General features: G+C 38.6%; 21 protein-coding genes. 7 read left to right on the top strand and 14 right to left on the bottom strand.

Annotation, left to right across the window (positions count from 1 at the left end; genetic code table 11):
* The first annotated feature begins 228 nt into the window (after positions 1 to 228).
* From ACH63V_RS12550 to ACH63V_RS12540, 3 genes are all read left to right on the top strand, one after another.
* Entirely contained in the window at positions 229 to 747 is a 519-nt protein-coding gene (locus ACH63V_RS12550) for a GNAT family N-acetyltransferase (protein ID WP_396463675.1), read from the top strand.
* A 77-nt stretch (positions 748 to 824) separates the two neighbouring features.
* Positions 825 to 1,598, top strand: a complete 774-nt coding sequence (locus tag ACH63V_RS12545) for a tetratricopeptide repeat protein (protein WP_396463674.1) — start codon at positions 825 to 827, stop codon at positions 1,596 to 1,598.
* 155 nt (positions 1,599 to 1,753) lie between these two features.
* Positions 1,754 to 2,536 carry an HNH endonuclease gene (locus ACH63V_RS12540; protein ID WP_396463673.1) on the top strand — a complete coding sequence of 261 codons (783 nt, stop codon included), beginning with the start codon at positions 1,754 to 1,756 and terminating at the stop codon, positions 2,534 to 2,536.
* A gap of 77 nt (positions 2,537 to 2,613) precedes the next feature.
* Here the strand turns inward: ACH63V_RS12540 and ACH63V_RS12535 are convergent, their stop codons facing one another.
* Positions 2,614 to 3,456 carry an SDR family NAD(P)-dependent oxidoreductase gene (locus ACH63V_RS12535; RefSeq protein ID WP_396463672.1) on the bottom strand — a complete coding sequence of 281 codons (843 nt, stop codon included), beginning with the start codon at positions 3,454 to 3,456 and terminating at the stop codon, positions 2,614 to 2,616.
* Positions 3,443 to 4,399, bottom strand: a complete 957-nt coding sequence (locus tag ACH63V_RS12530) for an alpha/beta hydrolase (RefSeq protein WP_396463671.1) — start codon at positions 4,397 to 4,399, stop codon at positions 3,443 to 3,445. The genes ACH63V_RS12535 and ACH63V_RS12530 overlap by 14 nt, the downstream gene beginning before the upstream one ends.
* A 190-nt stretch (positions 4,400 to 4,589) precedes the next feature.
* Between ACH63V_RS12530 and ACH63V_RS12525 the strand changes: the two genes are divergently transcribed.
* Positions 4,590 to 5,612 carry an AraC family transcriptional regulator gene (locus ACH63V_RS12525; protein ID WP_396463670.1) on the top strand — a complete coding sequence of 341 codons (1,023 nt, stop codon included), beginning with the start codon at positions 4,590 to 4,592 and terminating at the stop codon, positions 5,610 to 5,612.
* Between the two features lie 43 nt (positions 5,613 to 5,655).
* Here ACH63V_RS12525 and adeT1 read toward each other — a convergent pair whose 3' ends face one another.
* The 3 genes from adeT1 to ACH63V_RS12510 form a co-directional block, all read right to left on the bottom strand.
* The gene (gene adeT1 / locus ACH63V_RS12520) at positions 5,656 to 6,651 is read right to left on the bottom strand and encodes a putative multidrug efflux protein AdeT1 (protein WP_396463669.1); all 996 of its coding nucleotides are present in this window, start codon (positions 6,649 to 6,651) and stop codon (positions 5,656 to 5,658) included.
* Positions 6,652 to 7,468: 817 nt separating this feature from the next.
* Complete coding sequence (locus ACH63V_RS12515; RefSeq protein WP_396463668.1) at positions 7,469 to 8,569, bottom strand: ABC transporter substrate-binding protein; 1,101 nt, start codon at positions 8,567 to 8,569, stop codon at positions 7,469 to 7,471.
* A 72-nt stretch (positions 8,570 to 8,641) separates the two neighbouring features.
* On the bottom strand, positions 8,642 to 9,595 hold the full coding sequence (locus ACH63V_RS12510; RefSeq protein ID WP_016145301.1) for a TauD/TfdA family dioxygenase: 954 nt from the start codon (positions 9,593 to 9,595) through the stop codon (positions 8,642 to 8,644).
* A 221-nt stretch (positions 9,596 to 9,816) separates the two neighbouring features.
* On the opposite strand from ACH63V_RS12510, the gene ACH63V_RS12505 reads away from it, so the two are divergent.
* The 3 genes from ACH63V_RS12505 to ACH63V_RS12495 all read left to right on the top strand — a co-directional run bounded on the left by ACH63V_RS12505 (position 9,817) and on the right by ACH63V_RS12495 (position 15,113).
* Positions 9,817 to 10,638: a Crp/Fnr family transcriptional regulator gene (locus tag ACH63V_RS12505; RefSeq protein WP_396463667.1), complete on the top strand. Its 822-nt coding sequence runs from the start codon at positions 9,817 to 9,819 to the stop codon at positions 10,636 to 10,638.
* A 117-nt stretch (positions 10,639 to 10,755) separates the two neighbouring features.
* On the top strand, positions 10,756 to 12,420 hold the full coding sequence (locus tag ACH63V_RS12500; RefSeq protein ID WP_396463666.1) for an arylsulfatase: 1,665 nt from the start codon (positions 10,756 to 10,758) through the stop codon (positions 12,418 to 12,420).
* A gap of 212 nt (positions 12,421 to 12,632) precedes the next feature.
* Complete coding sequence (locus tag ACH63V_RS12495; protein ID WP_396463665.1) at positions 12,633 to 15,113, top strand: TonB-dependent receptor; 2,481 nt, start codon at positions 12,633 to 12,635, stop codon at positions 15,111 to 15,113.
* A gap of 66 nt (positions 15,114 to 15,179) precedes the next feature.
* On the opposite strand, the gene mgrA is transcribed toward ACH63V_RS12495, so the two are convergent.
* From mgrA to ACH63V_RS12450, 9 genes are all read right to left on the bottom strand, one after another.
* Positions 15,180 to 16,178, bottom strand: coding sequence for an L-glyceraldehyde 3-phosphate reductase (mgrA, locus tag ACH63V_RS12490; RefSeq protein WP_396463664.1), 999 nt, complete (start codon positions 16,176 to 16,178; stop codon positions 15,180 to 15,182).
* An 11-nt stretch (positions 16,179 to 16,189) separates the two neighbouring features.
* Complete coding sequence (locus ACH63V_RS12485; protein ID WP_396463663.1) at positions 16,190 to 17,518, bottom strand: LLM class flavin-dependent oxidoreductase; 1,329 nt, start codon at positions 17,516 to 17,518, stop codon at positions 16,190 to 16,192.
* 62 nt (positions 17,519 to 17,580) lie between these two features.
* Positions 17,581 to 19,776 carry a TonB-dependent receptor gene (locus ACH63V_RS12480; protein WP_396463676.1) on the bottom strand — a complete coding sequence of 732 codons (2,196 nt, stop codon included), beginning with the start codon at positions 19,774 to 19,776 and terminating at the stop codon, positions 17,581 to 17,583.
* Between the two features lie 128 nt (positions 19,777 to 19,904).
* Entirely contained in the window at positions 19,905 to 20,972 is a 1,068-nt protein-coding gene (locus ACH63V_RS12475) for an ABC transporter substrate-binding protein (protein WP_396463662.1), read from the bottom strand.
* Positions 20,973 to 21,023: 51 nt separating this feature from the next.
* A complete protein-coding gene (locus ACH63V_RS12470; protein ID WP_396463661.1) occupies positions 21,024 to 21,932 on the bottom strand; it encodes a TauD/TfdA dioxygenase family protein in 909 nt (302 codons plus the stop codon).
* A gap of 119 nt (positions 21,933 to 22,051) precedes the next feature.
* The gene (locus tag ACH63V_RS12465) at positions 22,052 to 22,849 is read right to left on the bottom strand and encodes a Crp/Fnr family transcriptional regulator (protein WP_396463660.1); all 798 of its coding nucleotides are present in this window, start codon (positions 22,847 to 22,849) and stop codon (positions 22,052 to 22,054) included.
* 156 nt (positions 22,850 to 23,005) lie between these two features.
* A complete protein-coding gene (locus ACH63V_RS12460) occupies positions 23,006 to 23,413 on the bottom strand; it encodes a biopolymer transporter ExbD (protein WP_004925095.1) in 408 nt (135 codons plus the stop codon).
* Positions 23,413 to 24,147 (bottom strand): MotA/TolQ/ExbB proton channel family protein, encoded by a 735-nt coding sequence (locus ACH63V_RS12455; RefSeq protein ID WP_016145292.1) that lies wholly within the window; start codon positions 24,145 to 24,147, stop codon positions 23,413 to 23,415. The genes ACH63V_RS12460 and ACH63V_RS12455 overlap by 1 nt, the downstream gene beginning before the upstream one ends.
* A gap of 36 nt (positions 24,148 to 24,183) precedes the next feature.
* Complete coding sequence (locus ACH63V_RS12450; RefSeq protein ID WP_005131891.1) at positions 24,184 to 25,026, bottom strand: energy transducer TonB; 843 nt, start codon at positions 25,024 to 25,026, stop codon at positions 24,184 to 24,186.
* Positions 25,027 to 25,037: the final 11 nt, after the last annotated feature.

Raw genomic sequence — 25,037 nt, 5'->3', positions numbered from 1 at the left:
CTATTATATACATATATTTTAACTGGATCGTTTAAAGGATAAAATTTTTTCTTCTAAAGTATATAGAAGCCTATTTGTATAAGTTATGGATACGAGAGATTGCCTAACTACTGATTTCAACAACATCTTTGCTCGAAGAGATTTAACTTTTTCCTACCCATGCTAAATTTTAATTAAAGATTGCTAGTTATCCTCTTAAATTTTACTCAAATCACCTTGAGAAAGTATATGAAAGATATTGAAATTTTAGAAGTTAAAGAAATTGATGACCATGAAGAAGGCTTATCACTACTGTTAGAAGATTCTATCAATAGCGGAGCTTCTATAGGTTTCTTAGCTCCCGTAGAAAAGAATGAAGTCTTAAATTATTGGCGTGAAGTCAACCATAAATTAGCACAAGGTAATAGCCATCTATGGATTGCCATACAAGAAGGAAAGGTTGTCGGTAGTGTTCAATTGTCTTTGGTAAGTAAAAAGAACGGCGTTCATAGAGCCGAAGTTGAAAAACTCATGGTTCTGACAACAGCAAGAAAACAAGGAATAGCGACACTACTAATGAATGAACTAGAAAATTTTTCACGAGAAAAGGATTTACGTTTACTCGTCTTAGATACACGTGAAGGCGATGTGTCTGAACTTTTATATAGCAAAATTGGATTTGTTCGTGTGGGTGTCATTCCAAACTTTGCCTTAAGTTCAAATGGGAACTATGACGGCACAGCGATTTATTATAAGAAACTTGTTTGAATTGTTTTTTGGAAATAAGAGGTAATTCAATTTTATTGGGTTTTTCGGCAAAGGGCTCAAATTCAAAAGGAAGTTCAATGATTTTAAAGAAAATTATAATAATGATCTTTTTATTGATGTTTATGAAAAATGAAGCATTTGCTGGTTCGTCTAATGAAAGACTTCTAGCTGAGGGTAAAGATTATTTTGAAGGTATTAATGGTAAAGAACGAGATTACGATAAAGCTTTAGAACTATTTTTAGTGGCTGCAAAACAAGGAAGTCCTTTAGCAGAAGCTCGAATTGCATATATGTATCAAACCGGAACTGGTGTAAATCAAGACTATACCGAAGCTTTTAAGTGGAATCTTAAAGCTGCAAATAATGGAGAGTTACAAGCACAATATAATTTGGCATTGATGTATAAAGATGGTTTAGGCACAGAAAGAAGCGATTCAAATGCCTTTAAATGGTTTAAACAGACAGCACTTCAAGGTGATGTATCCGCTCAAATAGATTTGGGGTTAATGTATCAAAATGGCGAAGGCGTTGATAAGAATGTAGATAAGGCATTCTTTTGGTATAAGACTGCTGCTGCACAAAATGATTTCATGGCTTTTTATTACATGGGAACTTTTTATGAAGAGGGAATCAGTGTTAAAAAAGATGAAAAGCTTGCATTTGATAACTATCGAAAGGCTGCATTATTAGAGTATGGACTTGGCCAATATGAATTAGCTAGATGCTACGAGTATGGTATTGGAACAGATAAGAACATGAGCAAAGCGATAGAGTGGTATGGTAAAGCAGCTAAGAGAGGCAGTGGAGAAGCTATCAAAAAATTAAAAGAACTAGAAAGCAAAAAATTTTAGGTTTTAATCAATCAGTTAACTTATGTTCACTTAAAGCTAACTTCATGATTGATTTTTAAATTTTTCATATATGATATTTACGCCTGATAAGAGTATGATCGATAAAGTTAATTCAATTTTTTTAATATCTTAAATTGAGTTAGTTAGGAATAAAGATGCCAACAGTTATTGTAGAAAATGATATTTCACAGTGGGATGATTTAACCGGTGAGGTTTATCATTTTCCTAAAAGATATAAGGACTTACTCTTAACTGGTGAAAAAGTTATTTATTACAAAGGCAGGATGAAAGATAAAAATTTTGAATCCCGTCGACTAAGTAAGACTCCTCATTATTTTGGTATCGCTGAGGTAGGAGATGTTATTTCCATCAATAAAGACAAAGAACTCTTGGCGGAAATTATTAATTTTAGGCCTTTTGTTCAAGCAGTTGATTTTCAAATAAATAATGAATATCTAGAAAAAATTCCTAAAAATAAGGAAAAGAATTATTGGAGAGATGGTGTACGAAAGATTGATGACGATACTTATAATGCAATTATAAGCCTTGCGAATTTAGGACCTGTTTCAGAAACAAAAAAACTATTATCTAATGAGGATAACCAGAATTTTGAATCTGGAGTAGAAGGTAAACCAACTCTACAAATTACTACTAAGTATGAAAGAGATCAAAAGCTTAGAAAACAAGCAACTTTAATTCATGGTTATACATGTGTTGCATGTGGCTTTAATTTTGAAGAATTTTATGGTGATTATGCGAAAGGATTTATTCATATCCATCACATAGAGCCGCTTTTTTCAGTAGGTGAAAAAGTAGTAAATCCTGAGACGGATCTAGTCCCATTATGTGCAAACTGCCATGCAGTTATCCATCGAAAAAGAGATAAAACATTAACAGTCGATGATCTACAAAAAATGATTAAGAGGAATGTGGTGTAAGTACATACAGACTCAACTTTATGATCAACGAATAAAATAAACACGAATATCCCAACAATATCCGTGTCCGAAAATACTTAAAATGAATGATGCTTTTTCTCTGCCAATTGCATGGTTTGTTTAAGCTGTTTACGATTAAAACCTAGAAACTCAATCACATTTCTAAACAATGCTGGTGCTTTCGCAATCGGGGTATTTATTTTAGGTACAACAGTCATATCTTTACGCCGTTCTATACTTTCAACTACACCCGAGACAACTTCTTCAATAGATACATACTTCCAAATACCAGAGTTACCTTTCCATACAGCTTTACCCGCTGGGTCATTTTGAATACTGTCCATTAATGGTGTTTTAAAGAAAGTTGGATGAAGGCTACCAACACCTATATTTGAGTATTTTAATTCTAGACGAAGACTATCACATAAAGCCCAAACGCCTGCTTTACTCGAAGTGTAGTGCGTGTTTAATGGGGAGTGGACGAAAGCCGCCATTGAAGACACTGCCAGTAAATATCCCTGAGTTTGTTTTACATAGGGTATAGCTGCGCGGAAAGTACGAAATACTCCAGTCAGGTTAATATCGATAGTTCGTTCAAAGGTTTCAGGAGCCATATGTTCTAGTGCTTCCGTTGAGCCTATGCCTGCATTTGCAATTACCACATCAATTTTACCGAAGTGTTTAGCTGCATTTGCCATAGCAGTTTCTAGGCTTTCCAAAGAACGGACGTCGGCAACCCAACCTGCGGCAATGCTTTTTCCACCTAGCTGTTTTGCCTGACTTTCAACTTTGCTCAGGTCTAAGTCTAATAATGCGAGTTTTGCGCCTTTGGCCTGCAATGCTTGAGCAATCGCAAGACCAAGACCACCTGTTGAGCCTGTAATCACCACAACTTTATCTTTTAATTCATACTTCGCCATTTTTAAACTCCTTTAACTTAAGCTTGAGCTGAGCTACTGGAACAGTACGTTTAAGAAAATCAATTTGATTTTTCACCACATGTTCAAAGGCTTGACCTGTGTAAATGTCAAAATGACCGTATGAATAGGTTTTTATTTCTTTGTGAGGTGTACGCTTGGCATGACGTAGTGTGGCTTTTGCAGGAGCAACAGTATCCGTTTCACAAATACAAAATAGAACTGGAGCTTTAATTTTTGGCGTTTTACGTCCCGGGTAATAACGGATAATGTCCAATGCAAAACGTGCTGCCACGTAGTTTTTGTAATTAGGTTCATCTTTAATTATGGACATAATTCCCGAATAAGCGTCTGGAGCAGTCATTAACGCCGTTTCATGCTCTAGTCCTGCAAGTTTGACCATAAGTGGTTCTTTATTCAGCGCAGCCCCTATACGGTCACGCACAGCCAAAGCCGTAAGTTTTGCTGAAGTTATAGGGCTCATGGCTAAACTAGAAGAAAGGCCATCGGTAAATGGGCATTGTGAAACTACTGCGCAAATGTTGGCATCCTGAGCGGCAGTAGCCAACACATGACCGCCAGAAAAAGAACTTCCCCATAAAATAATCTTGTTTTTATCAATATTTGGTAGGCTACGAGCATATGCAATTGCTGCTTTCCAGTCTTCAAGCTGGCTTTGGATATCTAACAATTGTCGGGGTTGTCCTTCGCTATCACCAAAATAGCGATAATCAAACACTAAACAAGCATAACCCTCTGCCACAAAACGTTCGGCAAAAGCAGTTAAACGCATTCTGCGAGTTCCACCCAAACCATGCGCCATTACAATAATTGGTGTAGTGCTCTCGGTGGCTGGACGATATAAATAGGCACTGCATTTCACGCCATTTGAATCAAACTGAATATCTAGTGGTGTTTGTGGCCCATTCTTTAGATTTTTATTCATCGTGTTTCTCTCAATATTTGCTATAACGCTATCATCTGAAAAATAATGAGATAAGGCTTGATGAAAGCCGCCATATTGCTTGACATTTTGCGCCAAAATTTAGATTGGGCAGGTGTTTTAGTCATTTGCTTTTGCTTAAATGCTTTAAGTACACTACTTGATATTTGACGCCAAATTAGAACTATACGAAATGAATGGATTGAATAAGTCGTTGTATAGAAGAAGGATCCCTGAAACTTATGTTCAGTTATTGTTTGAATATCTCGAAAAGCTAGGACATCAGCCAGAAAAGGTTCTTGGTGAACCATGGCCTAAAACAGATTCAAATCATTTGGAAGGCGTCGATATTGATCATTGGGAAAGTCTTCTTGTTATCGCTAAAGATTATTTAAATGACCCTTTCATTGGCTTACATGTGGGCCAAACAATTACAGCTCAACATCTAGGCGTTTTAGGTTCTGTATTTCTTGCGTGTGAAAATTTGGGAGCGGTTTTAGAAAGATTTGAACGCTACCAAAGGCTCGTATATGACGTGGTGCCAGCATCTGTACATATTTACCCAGAGTATGTAGAGCTTTCATGGGATACCACGGACGATCAAACAGTCGGGGGCTTATCTGATGAAACTGGCCGTACCGTTATAGTTCAATTTTGCCGTAGCCTCATTCGAGGAAAAGAAAAACTAAAAGAAATACATTTTATTCATGAACAGCCTGAAAATGTTCAGCCTTATGAGGAGTATTTCGGTTGTCCTGTGCTTTTTGAACAGCCCGTGGCACTTATGCGTTTTGATAAGGAAATGTTAAGTCTACCGCTTAAAAATTCCGATGCAGCCTTAGTCGCTATATTAGAAAAGCATGCCGACAAGTTACTGGCAAGCTTGCCACATATTGATGAAATTACAGATCAAGTCCGTAAACAGATTGCTTACTTACTTCATCAAGGCGAACCAACTATTGAACAGCTTGCAGAACGATTAAATTATTCACGTAGAACTTTACAACGCCGTTTGACCGAAGCAGGCACCAACTTTCGAAAAGAATTAAATATTGTCCGTTACGAATTGGCAAAGTCGTATTTAAAAGATCCTAGGCTACAAATTGTAGAAATAGCCTTACTGTTAGGTTATGCCGAGCACAGCCCATTTACACGGGCTTATAAAGAGTGGTCGGGTAAAACGCCACAACAAGCCCGTGAGGAAATGAATAACTGAGGGTAGAACTTCTTAAAATAAGATGTGCATATGTTTTGAGTGTTTATTCATCATTTAACGCACATTCAAAGTTACTTGGGTTTTCTTTACATCTCACTTTTTTCAAAAAATTCATCATTTTAGGGTCGTAAATACCTGCTTTGGTCAGCTGTATACGTGCCTCGCGCATCATTTTCATATAGTTTAATTGTTCATTTTTAGGAATATCCATCCAGTATTTTGAAGGAATATCACTTTCATATTTGGCAATAATGCCAAACGTTCTATTGAGTTGACTGGCTACCCAAGTTCGTGACTTTTGCCCAAAACCTGCTGGAAATTGGTCTTTACGGATAATGAAGTTGGCTGAAATTTGAGTCAAAGGAAAACGAACGATAGCGCCTTTCTCACCTAGACCCTTGTGTAGCTCAAAAGGTTTAAATGCCACAATAGGAGCGGGTACAATATCAATTTCATGGTTATTAAACTTTGCACCCGCATTGGTGACGTCTACCGATACAGCCTGACCTCCAACATGTTGAACAAGTTTTGGTTGAGCTTCATCGTATTTAAATACCCCAATTTTTTTACCGGCAGCTTTAGCGAGAGTATTGATACTTCTATCATTTACAAATAAATATGCAGGGCCAATTGTGCCTAAGCCTGCAATTTCGTATGGGCCAACCACCATGTTTTTTGCGGCCACCGGTGAGGACAACAGCTTATAGGCATTAATTGCCGTTTTCATATTTGTTAATGCGCCAACGGCATCTAAAGATCCTGTATATTTATTAAACTGACGGCCACGTAAACCGCTAATAATAGCGCCATCACATTTTCCAACTTTCAAATCTTCAGCAGCTACACGTTCATCAACATATGCTTTTAAAGATAGATCAGCTCCCCAATTTTTGGCTTCAAGTGCATAGTCTTTGGCTAAAGCGAAAGCATCTCCCGACTTACCAATGGGGTCATAGACACAGACAGTTTGTTGTTTTGCATAAATACTTGTGGTTAAACATGTGCTTGTAATCAATAAAATAACTTTCAAACGATCCATATTTAATTATCCATTATTTAAATTATAAAAATTATTGTATGAATCTTGGCTAGATTAGATATGACACTTCAATAAAAATTTAAAGAGAAAAAGTCAAAAGATAGCTTTGAGTTGGATCTTATTTTTTTTGTGATTTAGCTATTGTTTAGATAATTTGAGCACTTATCAGTGAGTTAAAATTAAAGAATAGCTGCACACACGTACTATATCAGTTTTTAAGAGCATGTAAAGAGGGTTTTTAAAAATATTTATATAAATTTCAATAATATAGAAGATTTTTTTCGCATTGCAATTTAGCCTAAGCAAATTAATAACTTTAGTAGCCAAAAGGCGATTTAGCAAAAAATCTCTATAGTAACTAGTAACCACAAATGCAGGTCGTAAATTTAGGATGTAGTGAGTAACTCAGATCGCTAGGGCAAATATAAAAGTGTAATTACATTTTGTAGAAGGCTGCCTAGAGAATTATTCTGACTAAAAATAGAAATAGGGTTGTCAGAATAATTAAGAGCGCTCAGGCTCAGCAGACAGAGGCACAAGCTTAATAATTGACCACAGTAAAGAATAAACGGCGCAGCAACAACCTAGAGTAGCAAGAGTCTTATATAGGTAGATTTCTACATATCTTATTTAACATAATATACATTATACGAACAGTTATATAATTCACTATTAAGTCCTTGATTCTGTTGTTGTACGTTTAGCTATACTTGTTGCCTCTACAAAGAATCATGAATTATTTTAGATGCGTATTATGCAATTTATAAAAAAGACCTTTGTTAAGGTCTTTTTGCACAGTTAAATTAATTTCATAATTTTATTTTGAAGAATTCCAATAATTGACGTAATTCAACTGTTGAATCCCTCGTTCTACAAACTCAGCATTTTGCCATTGTTTTACATCAACATCGCGTTTTATCAGCTTGGCCTTTAATGCAGTCTGCACACCTTCTTGTAGATGCCCTAGATAATATTCATCCAAAAGTGGTGAAAAAACTGTTTTTAAGGCTTTGTCTTGTAGACTCAATGCATAGAGTTCTGTTGGTAATCCTGCATTTTTAGTGACAAGTTGAATGGCATTATCACGGTTTTCAGGCTGTGAAACCCAATGTGCTGATTGTAAAACCGTATTGACCAATGTTTGTACGATTTCAGGATGTTGCTTAATAAACTCACTACGGCCCACCAAACCTGATTGAATTGTTCCAGCACCATCTTGTCTCTGCCTAGTACTCAGTGGAACCTCTACAATTTTCTGTTGTTTGAGCGCTAGAATTGGCATTAAACCCCAGCTAGCATCAATTTGCTTCGCTGCAAGTGCTGCATTGGCCGCAGCAGGATCCAAATTAATAATGCGGAAATCTTTTTCAGTAAAGCCATATCGCTCGATATATTGATCAAACGATAATTGCATAGCAGTTCCTTGAAAAATTGCTATTCGTTTACCTCTTAACTGTTCAAGACTGATATATCCTTTATTTGGCAAAACACCCAAATAAGCATCTATGTGCCGACCAGTTGCTACCAATAAAGTAGTATCGATTTGATTCGATTTACCAATAATGGCTGCTAAGTCACCTAAAAAAGCAAAATCTAATTGCTTATTGGCTAAGGCTTCATTAATTACAGGCCCTGCACCTTTAAAAAATTGCCATTCAACCTGAATGTTTTTCTTTGCGAATTCTTTTTCAAGTAACTGATTTAAATATATATAATCAACTAATGGTGTGCCGCTACTGTGTCTTTCACTACTGCTTAGATCAGGTACAGCAATTCTAATTTTTACAATGTTTTCAGTCTGATTTGTTGTTTTTGATGGTGCTGATGAAGATGGTTTGAAAATAAACAGTAGCAAAGCGACAAAAATAAGTGCAGGAATAATCCAGATAAATCGATTACGTTTTGATAGTGTAGCCATATCGTTTTTCTCAACAACATATACAACGTCACTGCTTAACAACAGTGACGTTTTGCATGTTTAAAATAGTCTTTAGTTGGCATTTAAAACGGCGTGAAGCTTGGCTTTTTCGAGTTGTTCTGCTGATAAATCTTTGGGTAATGTGGTTTTACCTTTTAAGCCATGTACACCAGTCGTTACTTCACCGGCAAGCGTAATTCGGCGTACAACGCGATGTTGATCGCCATAATCGTTAACTGCATAGTGCTGTGTAGAGCGATTATCCCAAATCACCACATCTCCTTCCTGCCATTGCCAACGCACTGTATTTTCTGGACGCGTTACTTTTTCTTGTAAAATATTAAATAAAAGCTGCGAATCACTTTGACTAAATCCTACAAGTCGTTTGAAAAAATGCCCAAGTAATAGGCTTTTCTTGCCAGTTTCTGGATGTAATACGACTACTGGATGCTCTGTCTCATACTTGGTAGATACAAAAATTTTCTTCAGTCTTTCGAGTTGTTCTGGCTCGACATTTTGTTTTGGTCCACCATAGTCATATTCATTTGAATGTACAGCTACCAACTGCTCAGCAAATTGTTTTAAAAGCTCTGGAAGATCTTCATAAGCAGTTTCAGTATTTGCCCAAGTGGTATCGCCGCCTGTTTCAGGGATGATTAGGCTTCTCAAGATACTAATTTTAGGATAGGCATCCACAAAAGTGACATCAGTATGCCAAGAATTGGCGCGTGCACCTTTTTGTGAGTCAAGTTCAAAAATAAAATCTGTGCCATCCACCGCTGGTACTGTTGGATGTTTAACGGGTGAACCAAACAATTCTGCAAATTTCTCTTGTTCGGTGTCCCCCAAATGTTGCTGGCCACGAAAGAACAGTACTTTATGCTCTAGTAGCGCATCGTGTATAAACTGAACTGTAGATGAATCAAGCTCAGAGCTTAAATGAATGCCTGATATTTCAGCCCCAATTCGACCAGTTAATTTTTTAACTTGTAGTTGTTGTGCTGGTTTCTGAATAAATGTAGTCATGTTAATTTCCTGTCGTAATATATGACTGAATTTTTATCAGAAACGGCGGCTTATTCTGTTATTTCAGAGACAATCCATCACGTAAAAAATTATTTTGATATTTAAATAATTAATAACACGCACATATGAAAATTAAATATGAAATTATATTTTTTTGAAATTTGAATAAATTTTAACTCTGATAAGCTGTTTAAAATCTTAGTTTATATCTCTGATTTATCATGAAAGCATCATCAATTATCGAGTTTAGGAATCCTATCTCAAAATATCAGAATGATTTTGACGGCGGACAATCTACTGACCATCAAATTATAACGAATGAATTTATTCATAAAAGTATTCGTATTTTAGAAAATTATCAGGTTATTCAATCTTTATCTAATACAGAGAAATCTACGCTTGTTCAGCATTTAAAAATAAGAAAGTATTATCATAATCAAACGATATACAATCAAAATGATCCGTGTACTGATATCAATATTTTGCTTGAAGGCGCGCTTAAACTTGGCTGGAGCACATCTCAAGGTAAATATCACACCGATATTTTTGTGCCCTCAGGTACATTAATCAATATTGTTCCGATCGTAACGGGTCAACCCCTACTTCACGACCATATTGCACAAGGTAGAACGGTAATTGCCAACCTTCCTGGGCAATTGTTTATGGATGTCATCAGAAATAACGCAGATGCTTTATTCATGGTGTTGAAATTAATCTGTGTAAGAACACAGCTAAATCGTGAACAAAATTTCATTTATTCAACTGAAACATTGCAAACTCGTCTCGCTAAAAAACTAGTTTTTCTAGTGGATTATCATTCCTATCAGGACAAAGATAAAATTTTATTGAATCTCAAATTGAGTCAGGAAAATCTGGCAGAGCTTTTGCAGACTTCAAGACAAAGCATTAATAAAGAACTAGCAGCACTTTCGAATCAAAACATCATTGAGGTTAAATATAACCAAATCTTTATTTTGGACTTTGAAAAACTAAGCGATATTGCTCAGACTCATCAGTTCAACAGTACCACTAAGTTTCTTTGATATATCTGCTTTTGTCATAATGATATGATTTTATTAGGAGATAACTGTCAGAATAGAAACAGAATAAAAATTTGTCATATTTACACTAAGCATTTTAGTCGCTTTGTTGGATAAAACATGACAGATGTAAATATCAATAACCAACCTAATATTTTATTGATTGTGGCAGATGATTTAGGCTTTTCAGATTTAGGTGCTTTTGGCGGAGAAATCAATACACCTCATTTGAATGAATTAGCATTAAACGGCTTAAGACTTACTAATTTTCATACGGCGTCAACCTGCTCCCCCACTCGTGCGATGTTACTTTCAGGCACTGACCATCATTTAGCTGGTTTAGGGACCATGGCAGAGGCCCTTACCCCAGAACTCGAAGGTAAAGAAGGCTATGAAGGTGTATTAAATAACAAAGTTGCCGCATTACCAGAGTTATTAAAAGATGCGGGTTACTACACCATTATGTCTGGGAAATGGCATTTGGGTCTAAAACCAGAATATTTTCCAATTAAAAAAGGGTTTGAGCGTTCTTTTGCACTATTACCTGGTGCAGCTAATCATTATCTATTTGAAGCGGATATTCCAGAAGACCAAATTCCACGCTTACTTAAGTCTACAAAAGGGCTCTATGCAGAAGATGATAAGTTTTCGGAAGAACTACCTCAAGGGTTTTATTCATCCGATTATTTTACTACTCGCCTTCTAGACTTTTTACAAGATGATGAAGCACGTCAAGGACGCCCTTTTTTTGCATACTTACCTTTCTCTGCACCACACTGGCCACTTCAGGCACCTCAGGAAGATATCGATCGATATAAAGGACGCTATGCAGATGGCCCCGTTAAATTGCGTGAACAGCGCCTTGAGAAACTCAAACAACTTCAACTGGTAGATCCGGAAACAACGATTCACCCTGTCCTCGCTAGAACTCCATTCTGGGAGAATCTTACTCAAGAGCAACGTGATAAGTCTTCAAGAATTATGGAAGTCTATGCGGCCATGGTAGATCGTATGGATCAAAACGTTGGACGTGTGGTGGAATACCTCAAAGATCGAGGGGAATTGGACAATACCATTGTTATTTTTCTATCAGACAATGGTGCAGAAGGTGCTCAACTTGAAGCTCTCCCCGTCTTTGGCGGCCAACTTAATGAAATTATCGAGCAATATTACGACAACAGTATTGATAATATTGGACGAGCAAACTCATATGTTTGGTACGGAGAACATTGGGCACAAGCAGCCACCGCTCCTGCCCGTCTATATAAAGCACATACTAGCGAAGGTGGAATTAGAACAGTTTCGTTCATTCACTATGCAGGGTTTAAACGCCAAAATCAGATCAGTCACGAATTTTTGACAGTCATGGATTTACTACCAACCCTACTGGATTATTTAAATATTCAGCATCCCGGTCAGGTGTATAAAGGTCGTCAATTGGTACCACTGAGTGGACGTTCGATCTTACCTTATTTACAAGTACAACAAGACCATATTCACAGTGAAGATCATGTCACAGGCTGGGAGTTATTTGGTCAAAAGGCTCTGCGCAAAGGGGAATGGAAAGCGCTCTTCATCCCTGCGCCAAATGGTCCAAATCGCTGGCAGCTATATAACCTTAAAGATGATAAAGGCGAAACTCAGGATTTGGCAAAACAATATCCAGAAAAGCTCGATGAATTACTCAAAGAATGGGCAACTTATGTGAAAGAAAATGGTGTGATTGAAAATGTGCAACAACGAAGACTATTACAGAATGATCAGTTAGAACCGTTTGAAGCATAAAATAACGAAGAGATTAGTCTTTAGATTGAACTAAGCCAGCACCTCATGCTGGCTTTTATATTTGCTGCCTGAACAGTATTTTAAAAGGCCTATGTTTTAAAAAATTACTATTAGATATAAAGATAAGATCATCAAAATATAAACTTAAGTTTGTACTGATAATGACAGTGTTCAATTACATAAAAATTAAAATCATCACAAAGAAAACACAAATGGAGTCATTAATGTCAGTTCAGAAGCACACCTTTCATTTCAAGAGAAAAAGATTAGTTTTAAATAAAATCACGCAAAGTCTGTTTATTTCATTTATAGGGTGTGCAGGATATTCATCTATTGTCTATGCCGAAGACACTTCTTCTACAGCGGTAACGGAAGCCAGTACGTCAAATTCACAGTCAAACAGTAAAGCAGATGATGTCATTCAGCTTGCAGATGTTATTGTGACTACACGAAGACGTGAAGAAAAAGCACAAAATGTTCCAACACCCATTAGTATTTTAAGTGCTAAAACACTGGAAACACAAAAACTCAGTAAACTTGAAGATCTACAACAAGCCCTACCCAGCCTTAATGTTGCTTTCTTAAACCCACGTCAATCGAGTGTAGCAGTTCGAGGTTTGGGTAATAACCCAGCCAGTGATGGTTTGGAAGCTAGTGTTGGGGTCTATCTGGACAATGTTTACTTAGGTCGTCCCGGCATGGTTGTATTTGATTTATTAGATATTGCTCAACTCGAATTATTACGCGGGCCACAAGGGACATTATTTGGTAAAAATACTACGGCGGGCTTATTAAACATTAGTTCAAAACAACCTACCTTCGACCCAGACCATTCTGCTGAAATTTCTTTTGGCTCACGCAATTATTTGCAAGCTAAAGGAACGTTTTCAGATGCTCTATCTGAAAATGTGGCAGGCCGACTCTCATTTTATAAAACAACTCAAGATGGTTTTATTCATAATACCTATAATGGTAAAGATTATAACAATACAGATCGCGAAGGTGTCCGCGGTCAAATTCTCTGGAAACCGCAAGAGAATTTTAATTTACGTCTAATTGCAGATTACAACAAACAAGATGACGATCAAGGCGCGATGGTCGTGTACTACGCTGGGCCAACGTTTAACAGTACCGTATATGGAAATAACTACAATCGTTACTTAGAAAATGCCACACAGTCAGGTGCCAAAAATCTTTATACCAATTGGAAAGATAAACAGATTCATTCAGATGCCCCACAACATATGTCTGTTGGGCAAGGTGGTGGTTCGGCAGAAGCCAATTGGTCACTAGATAGCGGTAAAAAAATTACCTCGATTAGTGCATACCGCTTTTGGAACTTCACTCCAACCAACAGTGATTTTATTAGCTCAAATGCATTGACGAATGCCGGTGTTTCGGTTCGAGATAAACAGTATTCTCAAGAGCTACGTCTAACATCTGCTGGAAATCAAAAAGTGGATTGGGTAACGGGCCTATATTACTTTCAGCAACAGTTAGACAATACGACTTTCTCTTTATATGGAGATACGGCGGACGCATTCTATCTTTACAACGTTCCGAGCGTGAGAACCTTAATTGCAAATGGCCAATCGAATATTTTGAATAATCGAGATTCATATTCATATGGAACAACTGAGACAAAAAGCTCAGCATTATTTGGTCAAAGTACATGGCATGCGACACCGAAGCTAGACATTACTACAGGTGCACGAGTCACCTATGAAGATAAATCTGCCAGTATCTATAGAACCGACCCTATTGGCGGTACCCCAGTTTCAGGTTTAAGTGTGGCAGAGCGTAATTTACTAAATGCCCAGCTTGGCGCATACGACTCGGGTGAACTGAAGCAACATGGTTTAAGTTACTCTGGCTTACTGACTGGCAGCTATCGGGTAAATCCGAGCACACTCGCCTATGCAACGTATTCACACGGCGAGAAATCAGGTGGCTTTAATCTAAGCATTGGTTCTGCACCAGCAGCAGGTGCTAACTCGTTAAAGGTTGATCCTGAAAAAGCAGATAACTATGAAATTGGACTAAAACAAAATTTTCTAAATAATACCTTACAGCTCAATAGCAATATATTCTGGATTGATGTTTCTGACTATCAAACCACAAGCTATGAACAAGTCGGTAACTCTGTCGTGAGTGTATTGGCAAATGCAGGTAAAGTACGCAGCCGAGGGATTGAACTCGATGCAACCTATCAGCCTATTCGTCGCCTTACACTTAATTTTAATGGTTCTCTTAACGATACTACCTATACAGAATATAAAAATGCCCCTGCTCCATCCAATATCAGTATTCCAACAGGTGTAAATACACAAGATCTTTCTGGAGAACGTGTATATGGCGTACCGAAGTGGATTGCAAATTTCAACTTCCGTTATGACTTAGCTGAACACAATAACTGGCAGCCTTATGTTTCAGGAAGTTATGCTTGGCGAGATTGGTCATATGGCTCTTTAGATAATAACCCGTACAGTGTCATTAAAGCCTATGGATTAACAAATGCGAGTTTAGGTGCTCGACATCGTATTGGTGAAAATGAACTGGATGTTGCGCTATGGGTAAAAAACCTCACCAATGAAACCTATGTGACCAATACATGGAATTCTTCTAATGGTATTGTTCTCGCTAGTTTAGGTCAGCCTCGTACCATTGGTGCAACCGTGAAACTTAGCTTTTAACAAATAAAATGCTCAATCATTGCAGCATTGGCTCCTAAAAAGCCATGCTGCAAATTTTGTATAGAGTTATGGCGTATTTAGAATAGCGTCAATCTGAGTCAGCTCATCTGCACTAAACACCGTGTTTTGCAATGCTTTTAAGTTTTCGATGATCTGCTCTGGACGACTAGCACCAATGATTGTCGATGTAATCCGTTCATCACGTAAAACCCACGACAATGACAATTGAGCCAATGTTTGGTCTCGACGCTTTGCTATTTCATTTAACTGCTGTATTTGCTGTAGCTTCAATGAAACGAGATGCTCTGACTGTAAATAGCGACTACCACGCCCAATACGTGAGTCTTCAGGTACACCATTCAGATATCGTCCAGCCAATAGGCCTTGAGCCAGTGGTGAGAATGTAATTACACCAAAACCCTCTTGCTTAGCTGTCTCTGTTAAACCCTGCTCAATCTGACGTTCAAAAAAATTGTAAATCGGTTGATGCAAAGTAAGTGGAACGTGATAGGCCTGAAGCAATTCTATTAACTGTAAAGTTAATTCTGGTGTATATCCAGATGAAATCCCCACATAGAGTGCTTTACCTTGCTGCACAATATCGGCAAGTGTCTTGGCTGTTTCTTCAAGTGGTGTTTCAGGGTCATAGCGATGTGAATAAAAAATATCGACATAATCAAGCCCTAGTCGCTGTAAGCTTTGATCAAGACTAGCCATTAGGTATTTTCGGCTGCTACCACCTTGTCCATAAGGTCCAGGCCACATGTCCCAGCCTGCCTTTGTCGAAATAATGAGTTCGTCTCGATATGGCTTGAAGTCAGTTTTTAAAAAGTGCCCAATATTTTTCTCTGCACTTCCAAAGGGTGTTCCATAATTATTGGCTAGATCGAAATGATTAATTCCATGATCAAACGCCGTGTAAAGTACCGATTTTTGTTGTTGAATTGGAGTGTCATCTCCAAAGTTATGCCAGCAACCGAGTGACAATGGTGGTAATACCAAACCACTATTTTTAATTTTTCGATATTGAAATGATTGATATCGTTCTGAATTTGCGAGATACATACTTTGTCCTTTTATTCGGCAGCAGCCAAGAGGCCGAGGTTTTGTCTTAATGTTTGACCTTCGTATTCTTTGCGGAATAAATTGCGCTGTTGAAGGATGGGAATAACCAGATTGACAAAGTCTCTAATTCCATTTGATATGACGGCAGGCATAATGTTAAACCCATCTGCTGCACCACTAATGAACCACTCCTCAAGCTGGTCGGCGATATATTCTGGCGTTCCAACCAAACAAAAATGCCCTCGTCCCGATGCAATACGTTGATAGAGCTGTTTAATGGTTAGACCCTGCTCTTGCCCGAGTGCCTGAATTAATTTCTGGCGACTTTGCTGCCCTGTTTGGGTTTCAGATAAATCTAAGGAAGCTAAAGGCTGATTCACATCAACATCGCTTAAGTCAAAATTGCCCAACATTCTTCCTAAAAGCCCAAGGCCAATGTCATCATCAACGAGTTCATCTAAAAGCTGTTGCTGTTTCTCAGCCTCTTCATGCGTATGTGCAACAAGCACATATACACCCGGCATGACCACTAACTCATGTTCTTGGCGATCAAAGTCTTCAAGACGTTGCTTTACATCACTATAAAATTGCTGTGCAGCGGCTAAGTTAGATTGCGCAGTAAAAATGACATCTGCCGTACGAGCTGCCAGATTTTTGCCTCGTTCTGAACTACCTGCCTGAACCACTACAGGGTGAGACTGTGGGCTTGGGCTAATATTGAGTGGACCTTTTACCTGAAAAATATCACCGCAATGATTGAGCGTGTGTACCTTATCTGGATTAAAGAAAATACCTCTGGCTTTATCATGAATAGCTGCATCTTCATCCCAACTATTCCAAAGTCCTTTTACCACATCGTGAAATTCTTCAGCACGTGCATAACGGTCTTGATGTTTGACATGTTCCTTTGTACTGAAATTTTTCGCTTCAAGTGCAAAATCAGTGGTGACGAGGTTCCAGCCTGCACGTCCAGCAGAAATCTGGTCTAAAGAGGCAAATTTTCTTGCGAGATGATATGGCTCATTGTAGGTTGTTGTGGCTGTTCCAATGAGTCCAATATGACGGGTTTGTGTCGCAATTGCCGAAAGTAATGTGAGAGGTTCAATCTCGTTACCCCGAATTTTGCCTGATGTTGCAGTTGCTGGATCAACAGCTAAGCTATCGGCAAAAAAAATGGCATCAAATTTCCCCTCTTCAGCTATTTTTGCTGCACTTAAGTAGCGCTCATAGGGGCTTAGGTTTAATTGGCTCGCTGGATGTCTCCAACTGGCCAAATGATGGCCATAACCGTCTAAAAATAAATTAAGGTGAAGCTTTCTTGTAGACGAAGGATTACTCATTTTAATCAGTCCAATGGATGGGTGTACACCTCGAAAAAAACGAGGCGTACTAGACATACTTTTTAGAAATTTTTACGGAATGAAATGCCAAAATAGCGTTCATCATCTCTAGGGACTTGACGAGTAATACGGCTACCATTTGTGCTCAGTAAGGTCGCATATGATTTATCCGTTATATTTCGTACATTCAATGCCAATCGCCAGTCAGAAGCAGTATCAGCTAAAGCAATGCTCGCATTCAAAAGTCCATATGCACCCTGAATGGTGTTTTGGTTTTGGTCGAGACTGAACTGAACTTTGCTTTGCCATGCATATTGGGTTGAAAGTTCAATTTGTTTGTTATTTGCCAGAGTAAAATAGCGATCGAGCTGAGTATTAAATTTCCAATCTGGAGAAAATGGCAGCGGCTTACCATTTACATTTGGGCAAGAGGTATCGGCAGCTGGACATTTGAAGTCATCAATTCGTGCATGTGTATAGGCACCTGAAAAGTTTAATGCCCAATTTGGATTAATCTTATATACCGAATCAATTTCAGCGCCATAGGTAGAGACACTTCCTGCATTAACCAAGCGGGTTATCGGGAAACCATTTGGATCGAGGGTTCTAAAATTTGCCTGATAGTTATCATAATCAGTGTTAAATAACGCCACATTGACGCGCAGACGATTATTCAGCCATTGAGATTTGAGACCAAGTTCGTAAGAGTTAGCCGTTTCTGGATCAATGACCGGTGTATCATTTTGCTGCATATTAAAATAAACGTTATATGCAGGACCTTTATAACCTCTCGAATAGGTAAAATAGCCCAATATATTCGGTGTAAAGTCATATTGAGGTCCAATGCGGCCTGAAACTCCAGTTTCACTGGTTGATCCATCACTGCTAAATGAAGAGCGAATGGCATTTCGGACACCTACACTGCTTGGAACAGTTGAAACTCGACTGTGATCATAAGACAACTCATCTCGAGTAACACGTAAACCAGCAATCCATCTCAACCGATTTGTGAAATGAAAGGTACCTTCACCAAATGCAGCATAGTTGGTGCTGTCTGTGTTATAGATTGCCTTACCAAAATCTACGATATAGGCGTTAGAGGCATTGTTGTACCAAGTTGACTCGCGTTGATAAGTCTCATCGTTTTTGTTCTTTGAAAAATATAGACCCGCGACATAATCAAAAAAACCATGATCGAGCGGTTTAATTCTAATTTCTTGAGAAAATTGCTTACTGTTAACATGACCTAAATCGGCAATTCCAGCAAAATTTGGTGTCGGAGCAGCAAGCTGATCACTGTCACCAATCTGTGTGTTTTTCCATTGGCGAAAGGCTGTAATGGATGATAATTGATGATTGGTTAATGTCCAGTCTGCCGTAAGCGCTACACCCTGATTGGTATCATCAGTCGACGCTTGAGTATTTTCAACTGTACTTCGATTGGTTGGAGATGCCACAACAGGCGATAATGCTGCTGCATAGTTGGCATCAGTATTTTTAACCACAATGCCTGTTGGGGCACTTCCTTTTTTATGCAGATAATCGGCAGTAAAGCCCAACACTAAACTATCGGTAGGCGTATATTCAAATTTGGTTCTAAACCCATAGTTTTTATAGCCATTAACATCTTGATTGGTTGTAAGGTTATCTACATTGCCATCAAAATTACCTAATAGCGCCGAGACATTGGCAGTTAATTTTTCAGGAATTAATGTACCAGATGCTCCTAGTTTAATTCGTTGTTCACTATCGTTAGTGGCATAGGCATCAATATAACCAGAAGTTTCACTGGTTGGATTTTTGGTCACAATATTGACTACACCTGCCGATGCATTTTTACCAAAAAGTGTTCCTTGCGGACCACGTAGGACTTCAATACGATCCACATCTAACAAATCAAGTGTTGCTTGCCCCGGTCGGCTATACACAACACCATCTATCACTGTTGAGACTGAAGGTTCGACACCCGGTGAAGTGGTAACAGTTCCAATACCGCGAACAAATAAAGAAGTATCCTTATTGGAAGCTCCAGCCCGAAAGTTAACACTCGGTACTTGTGTTACCAATGTTTCAAGTGAGTTCCGCTGTTGCTTATCAAGTTCCTTTCCACTAATGACTGAAACGGCAACAGGTACTTTTTGAAGTGATTCTTCACGGCGTGTTGCTGTCACAACAACCGTTTCTAATTGAGCCACATCCTCTGAAGAACGTGCGGTGCTTGAGACTGTTTCTGCATGAGCTTGTCCCCAAACTGACAAGATACTCAGCGAAAGCAGACTTAAATTTAAAATTTTTTGTTTAGTTGCTGACGTGAACGGATCACGCGCTACATTTTTCGAATGTATCGACATTATTTACCCCATAATTAAGTTTTAAAAGACGGCGTTTATTTCACGGATTTCAAATATTCGTACTGCTGAGTTGGTTTCCAGTAGGTCTTTAAATTTGATTGTTCAAGTGCTTGATTTACAAATGACGGATTAATCCAGCTTTTGACGTCAATATTTTTGCGTATCAACCCTTGTTGCGTAGCCAAAGTAATTTTTTGCTGCAATTGTTGGGTGTAATAACCATCAAATAGCGGTGAATATAAAAACTTCAGATTTACACCATTGAGTTCCTGAGCATATATAGATGCCGGATAACCCGATTGGGTAAAAAAGAGTGCGACTTGTGGTACTCGATTTTGCTCATTTGAGAGCCAATTCAGCCCTTTTACAACCTGAGTCACAACTTGTTGTGTTTCATTTGGATGTTGTCGAATAAACGATTGACGACCTAAAAACACACCTTGAGTAGATCCTGCACCATTTAACTGACGACTACTGATAGGCAAGTTAACGATGTGTTTATCACGTAACGCAAAAAATCGAGAAGGTCCCCATGACGCATCAATTTTTTTTGCGGCCAAAGCAGCGTTGACGGCGTTAAAGTCTAAATTGACCACTCGCACATCGCTGAGCTTTAAACCTTGGCTGTTCAATGCACTCACAAATGACAATTCATCTGCTGTTCCTCTTAATAAACCAACGCGTTTTCCTTTTAATTCAGCAAAATTTTTGATCGAAAGATCAGATCTTACCGCTAGATAATTGGTGATGCCACGCGCCGTTGGAACAAGTAATTGGGTATCTAATCCATTGGCTTTAGCAATGATTGGAGGTAAATCCCCTAAAAAGGCGAAATCCAGTTGATTGTTGGCCAATGCTTCATTAATGGCTGGTCCAGCACCTTTAAAGAAATGCCATTCCACTTTGACATTTTTTTTTGCAAGTTCTTGCTCAAGCCATTTTTTGTTGTAAAGCACATCAACAACTCCACCACCCGCGTGTTTTTGACCAGCAGTCAAATCGGGAGAACCAATTCGGATTGTTTTAAGGCTTTCAGCATAACTGGCATGTCCAAAAGCCAATAAGCTCAGCAAGATCAATTTTTTAAAAATTGGTGGTTTCATTATATCTTCCACATTTTTTATTGATAAATCAGCGTCGTATTATTTAGACACTTAAGACGTAGATGGCTTAATTTGCTTACTCGTTTTACCATCGATATCAACAGGAACATCGCCTGCCAACGTAACGCGTCGCATGATACGCAAGGCATTACCATAATCATTGACGGCTAAATGCTGAGTGGCACGGTTGTCCCAAATAGCGACATCTCCGTCCTTCCACGTCCAGCGAATCGTGTTTTCTGGTTTGGTAATACGATCTTGAAAAATTTCAAACAGCTTGTTGGACTCTTTAGCAGTCAGACCTACAAATCGTTTAAAAAATTGACCTAAAATTAAGGTTCGTTTACCTGTTTCAGGGTGCACTCTGACCAATGGGTGTTCTGCCTCATAGACCGTTGAAGCAAAGATTTTTTGATGTCGTTTTACGACTTCATCACTTGCAGAAGGCCGAAAACCACCATAATCAAAATCATTGGTGTGAATCGCACGGAGCTGATTGGCAAGAAGCTTTAGCGGCTCTGGCAATTCATCATAGGCTGCTTCTGTATTTGCCCATGTGGTATCGCCCCCTCGATTGGGCGTAGTTACCGCTCTTAGAATGCTAATTTTTGGATAATTTGATACAAAGGTGACATCGGTATGCCAAACGTCTGCACGACCGTCATGACGGGAATCAAGCTCAAATATATAAGTCGAACCCTCTGCCACAGGAACAGTAGGATGAGAAATAGGTTGCCCAAGCAATTCTGCAAACTTTTCCTGCTCTTGATCGGTTAAATGTTCCTGATTACGGAAAAAAATAACTTTATGTTCCAGCAATGATTGCCTGATTTGATTCAAGACCTCAGGGTTAAGGTTTGAAGATAATTCAACACCATTGATTTGCGCACCGATACGACCCGCTAAAGGAATTACATCGATTAACTTACTCACTGGTTTTTTTATTAATAAATCTGCCATATCATCGTTCTCGTCATTGATGATATGAGTTTAGAAATTACACCTTTTAAATTCTGCAACAAAAATTACATAGCATTTCTGCATTTATGAAAAATTATTCATAATTCGTCATAATCTCTTTAGTGCAGTAAGGCTTTTAATTTGTCGATGTCTTTGACGGAGATATGATTGTATTTTGTTTCTATAATGCCTTCTTCAACAAACCACTGAATTTCCTTTCTGATACTTTGTCTCGATATTTTTAAAAGCTCAGCTAGATTTTCTTGTGAGAGTTTTAATAAAACCTCAATGCCTTTTTGAGTTTGGGTCGAAAAAAATTCGATTAAATAGATGAGCTGTCGCGCAATTTGTACCTTTAAAGGTTGTGTAGAGGTGTGATAGATATCATTGTCTAAAAGACGTGTTCTCTGACATACCAGTTTTAAAACCTGATATAACATGCGTGAATTGTGCTGTATGGTGTGCTTAAAGATATGTTCTGGAATGGTCGCTATCACAGTTGCTTCGTGTGCAACATATTCATGCTCTAGCGCAGATTCAGAAATAAGATAGACAATATTTAATAGTGCGCCTGTAGGGATAAAACGATGAATAAGATATTTCCCATCGTATGAATTCCAGCCTAACTTGAGTACACCGCTTAAAACAATGATCAGTTCACGACAGTCTTGATTTCTCGAATATAGCACTTGCCCTTGATAAAGGTGTTTTATCTTAATTTGATTAAATAACTTCTGCTTTTCTTCAAGCGAACATGCGTCCATAAATTCACATTCTGACAGCATTTGTTCAGCCAGTTTTTTATATTCAAAGGTAATGTTGAAATCTTGATAACGATTGATATGAGTTTGATCTAATAAATCTAAAAAATGATCATAGTTATTTCTTCTTTTATCGTTATAAACAAGTGTTGTCATTCGCCATCTCACCATCAAATTGAAGCTCTAAAATAGACCATACAACCTAATCGTGAAATTCAAGTTTAATATAAATTTAGATTAAACAATTATATGAAAATCAAGATCTCAAATTTGGATCTTGATTTTCTTTCGTCTCGTTTATTTTGATAGAACTTAAGACTTAGGCGATGTAATGACTGATAGTTTATCAACGCCTACCCGTTCTATGCTGGCCAGTAACTTGGCAACCGTACCATATGGAACCGTCTCATCTGCATTCAGGTTCAGAGCCAGTTTAGGATTGGCTGCTTTACGCGTTTGAATGGCCTGTTCGAAGTGTTCAAGAGTGACTTTATCTTTATCCAGATAAATTTCCCCTTTTGGATTAACACTAATGACTACTGCCTTGGTCTGATCTGTCACTTGTGTTGGGGCAGCCTTAGGTAAGTTTACCTTAACAGTATTGGTCAGTAAGGGTGCCGTGACGATAAATACAATCAACAGAACCAACATCACGTCCACTAGAGGGGTAATGTTGATCTCGCTGACGACATCATCTTGTTCCGATGTTGAAATGGCCATTATGCATATACCTTTTCTTTATTGTGGGTATGGCTTAACTCGCTGGCTGGAATGCTCGTATTTGTTGTTTTTGCCTTGACTGTCTTAAGCTGGAAACCTGATTTTTGGTTTAGGCTGACAAAATCGGTCGCAAAGTCATCTAGTTCTGCCCCGATAGTTTTTACTTTACGCACGAAATAGTTATATGCCAGTACCGCTGGAACAGCCACTGCAATCCCGATGCCTGTTGCAACTAGTGCTTCACCAATCGGCCCTGCAACGACATCCATACTGGCATTACCCGAATGAGCAATGGCCTGTAAAGCATGGATAATCCCAAAGACTGTACCAAATAACCCAATGAAAGGTGCATTATTACCAATTGATGCGAGCAAGGCAGAGCCTTTTTCTAGCTGGCGACGTTCAGACAAAATTTGTTTGCGTAAATGACGCTCAAGTAAATCTTGACGACTCCAACTATGTTGTAAATCTTGATGAGTATCATCGTCTGCATCGGCAAGTGTTTTAAAACCAGTATTTGCAATGCGTGCCACTGGTCCTTGCCCTACTTCCGATTTTTGAATCGCATCTTGCAGATTTTTGGCACTCCAGAATTCTTCTGCAAAGGCTTTGCTTTGGCGGTTGGCTTTTTGGGTTTGAACCAGTTTAATGACAATCAAACCCCACGTCACAACTGAAAAAGCAACCAATAACCAGATAGTTCCGTCGTGGATCAGGGAGTTTATATCACTCATGTTAAAATTCCTTATAGATCAATATTAAGTTAAAAATTATTTTGGGAGCTGATAGTGAATAGGAACATCGACCCAACCTTCGACTGGTGTCTTCCCTTTTAAGGCGGGTGAGAATTTCCATTGTTTTACGGTTCTCACCGCTGCACTATCGAGTATTTTTTTGCCACTGCTCTGTTTGACTGTCACACTATCAGGGCTGCCATTTGGCAAGACTTTTACCCTTAAGATGACTGAACCTTCCCAACCTCGATCGAGAGCCTGTTCAGGATATTCAGGCGCTGGATTACTTAAATAACCCGCATAGCCTTTTGCTTCTGTAACAGGCAAGTTGTCATCAGCAGCTTTCGCAGGTGCTTCAGCGGGTTTTGAAACGGGTTGCTGAACAGGAGCCGCCACCACGTTTTTACTTAAGGGTTCCGCTACAGGTCGTGGTTGCTCTACTGCCTTATGCTGTTCAACAGGTTTAGGCTGCTCAACGTGTTTCTGTACTGGTTTTGGTGTCTCTATTTGCTTTTGTACAGGCTCAGGCTTTGGACTAACAGGCGGTATCTTTGGCTTTTGCACCACTGGAGGGATTTTAGGTTCAATCACCTTAGGTGGTTCGGGCGGTTTGACAATCTCTATCACCACAGGGTCAGGTGTTTTAACATCAAGCTGAGGTGTAGGAAGTTGTTTGGCGATATACCAGATTCCCAAATGTGCCGCAGCAACGGCGACAATCGCAATTGCCAAAGCATTCTTTTTTGGCCCAGCAGGATCATTTCCAACATCTACGTTATGGCTAAAAGGATCATTAACTGTCGTTGTATGGGAGACCTGATTGGATAATTGCTCAAATAAAAATGCTTTTCTAATCGAGCCTTGACTAAATTCACTCATCAATAACTCCT

Origin of the sequence: Acinetobacter sp. ABJ-A23_2 (genome assembly GCF_044538765.1) — a bacterium.
Taxonomy (GTDB): Bacteria; Pseudomonadota; Gammaproteobacteria; order Pseudomonadales; family Moraxellaceae; genus Acinetobacter; species Acinetobacter nosocomialis_A.
This window is presented reverse-complemented; position numbering and strand designations above follow the sequence as displayed.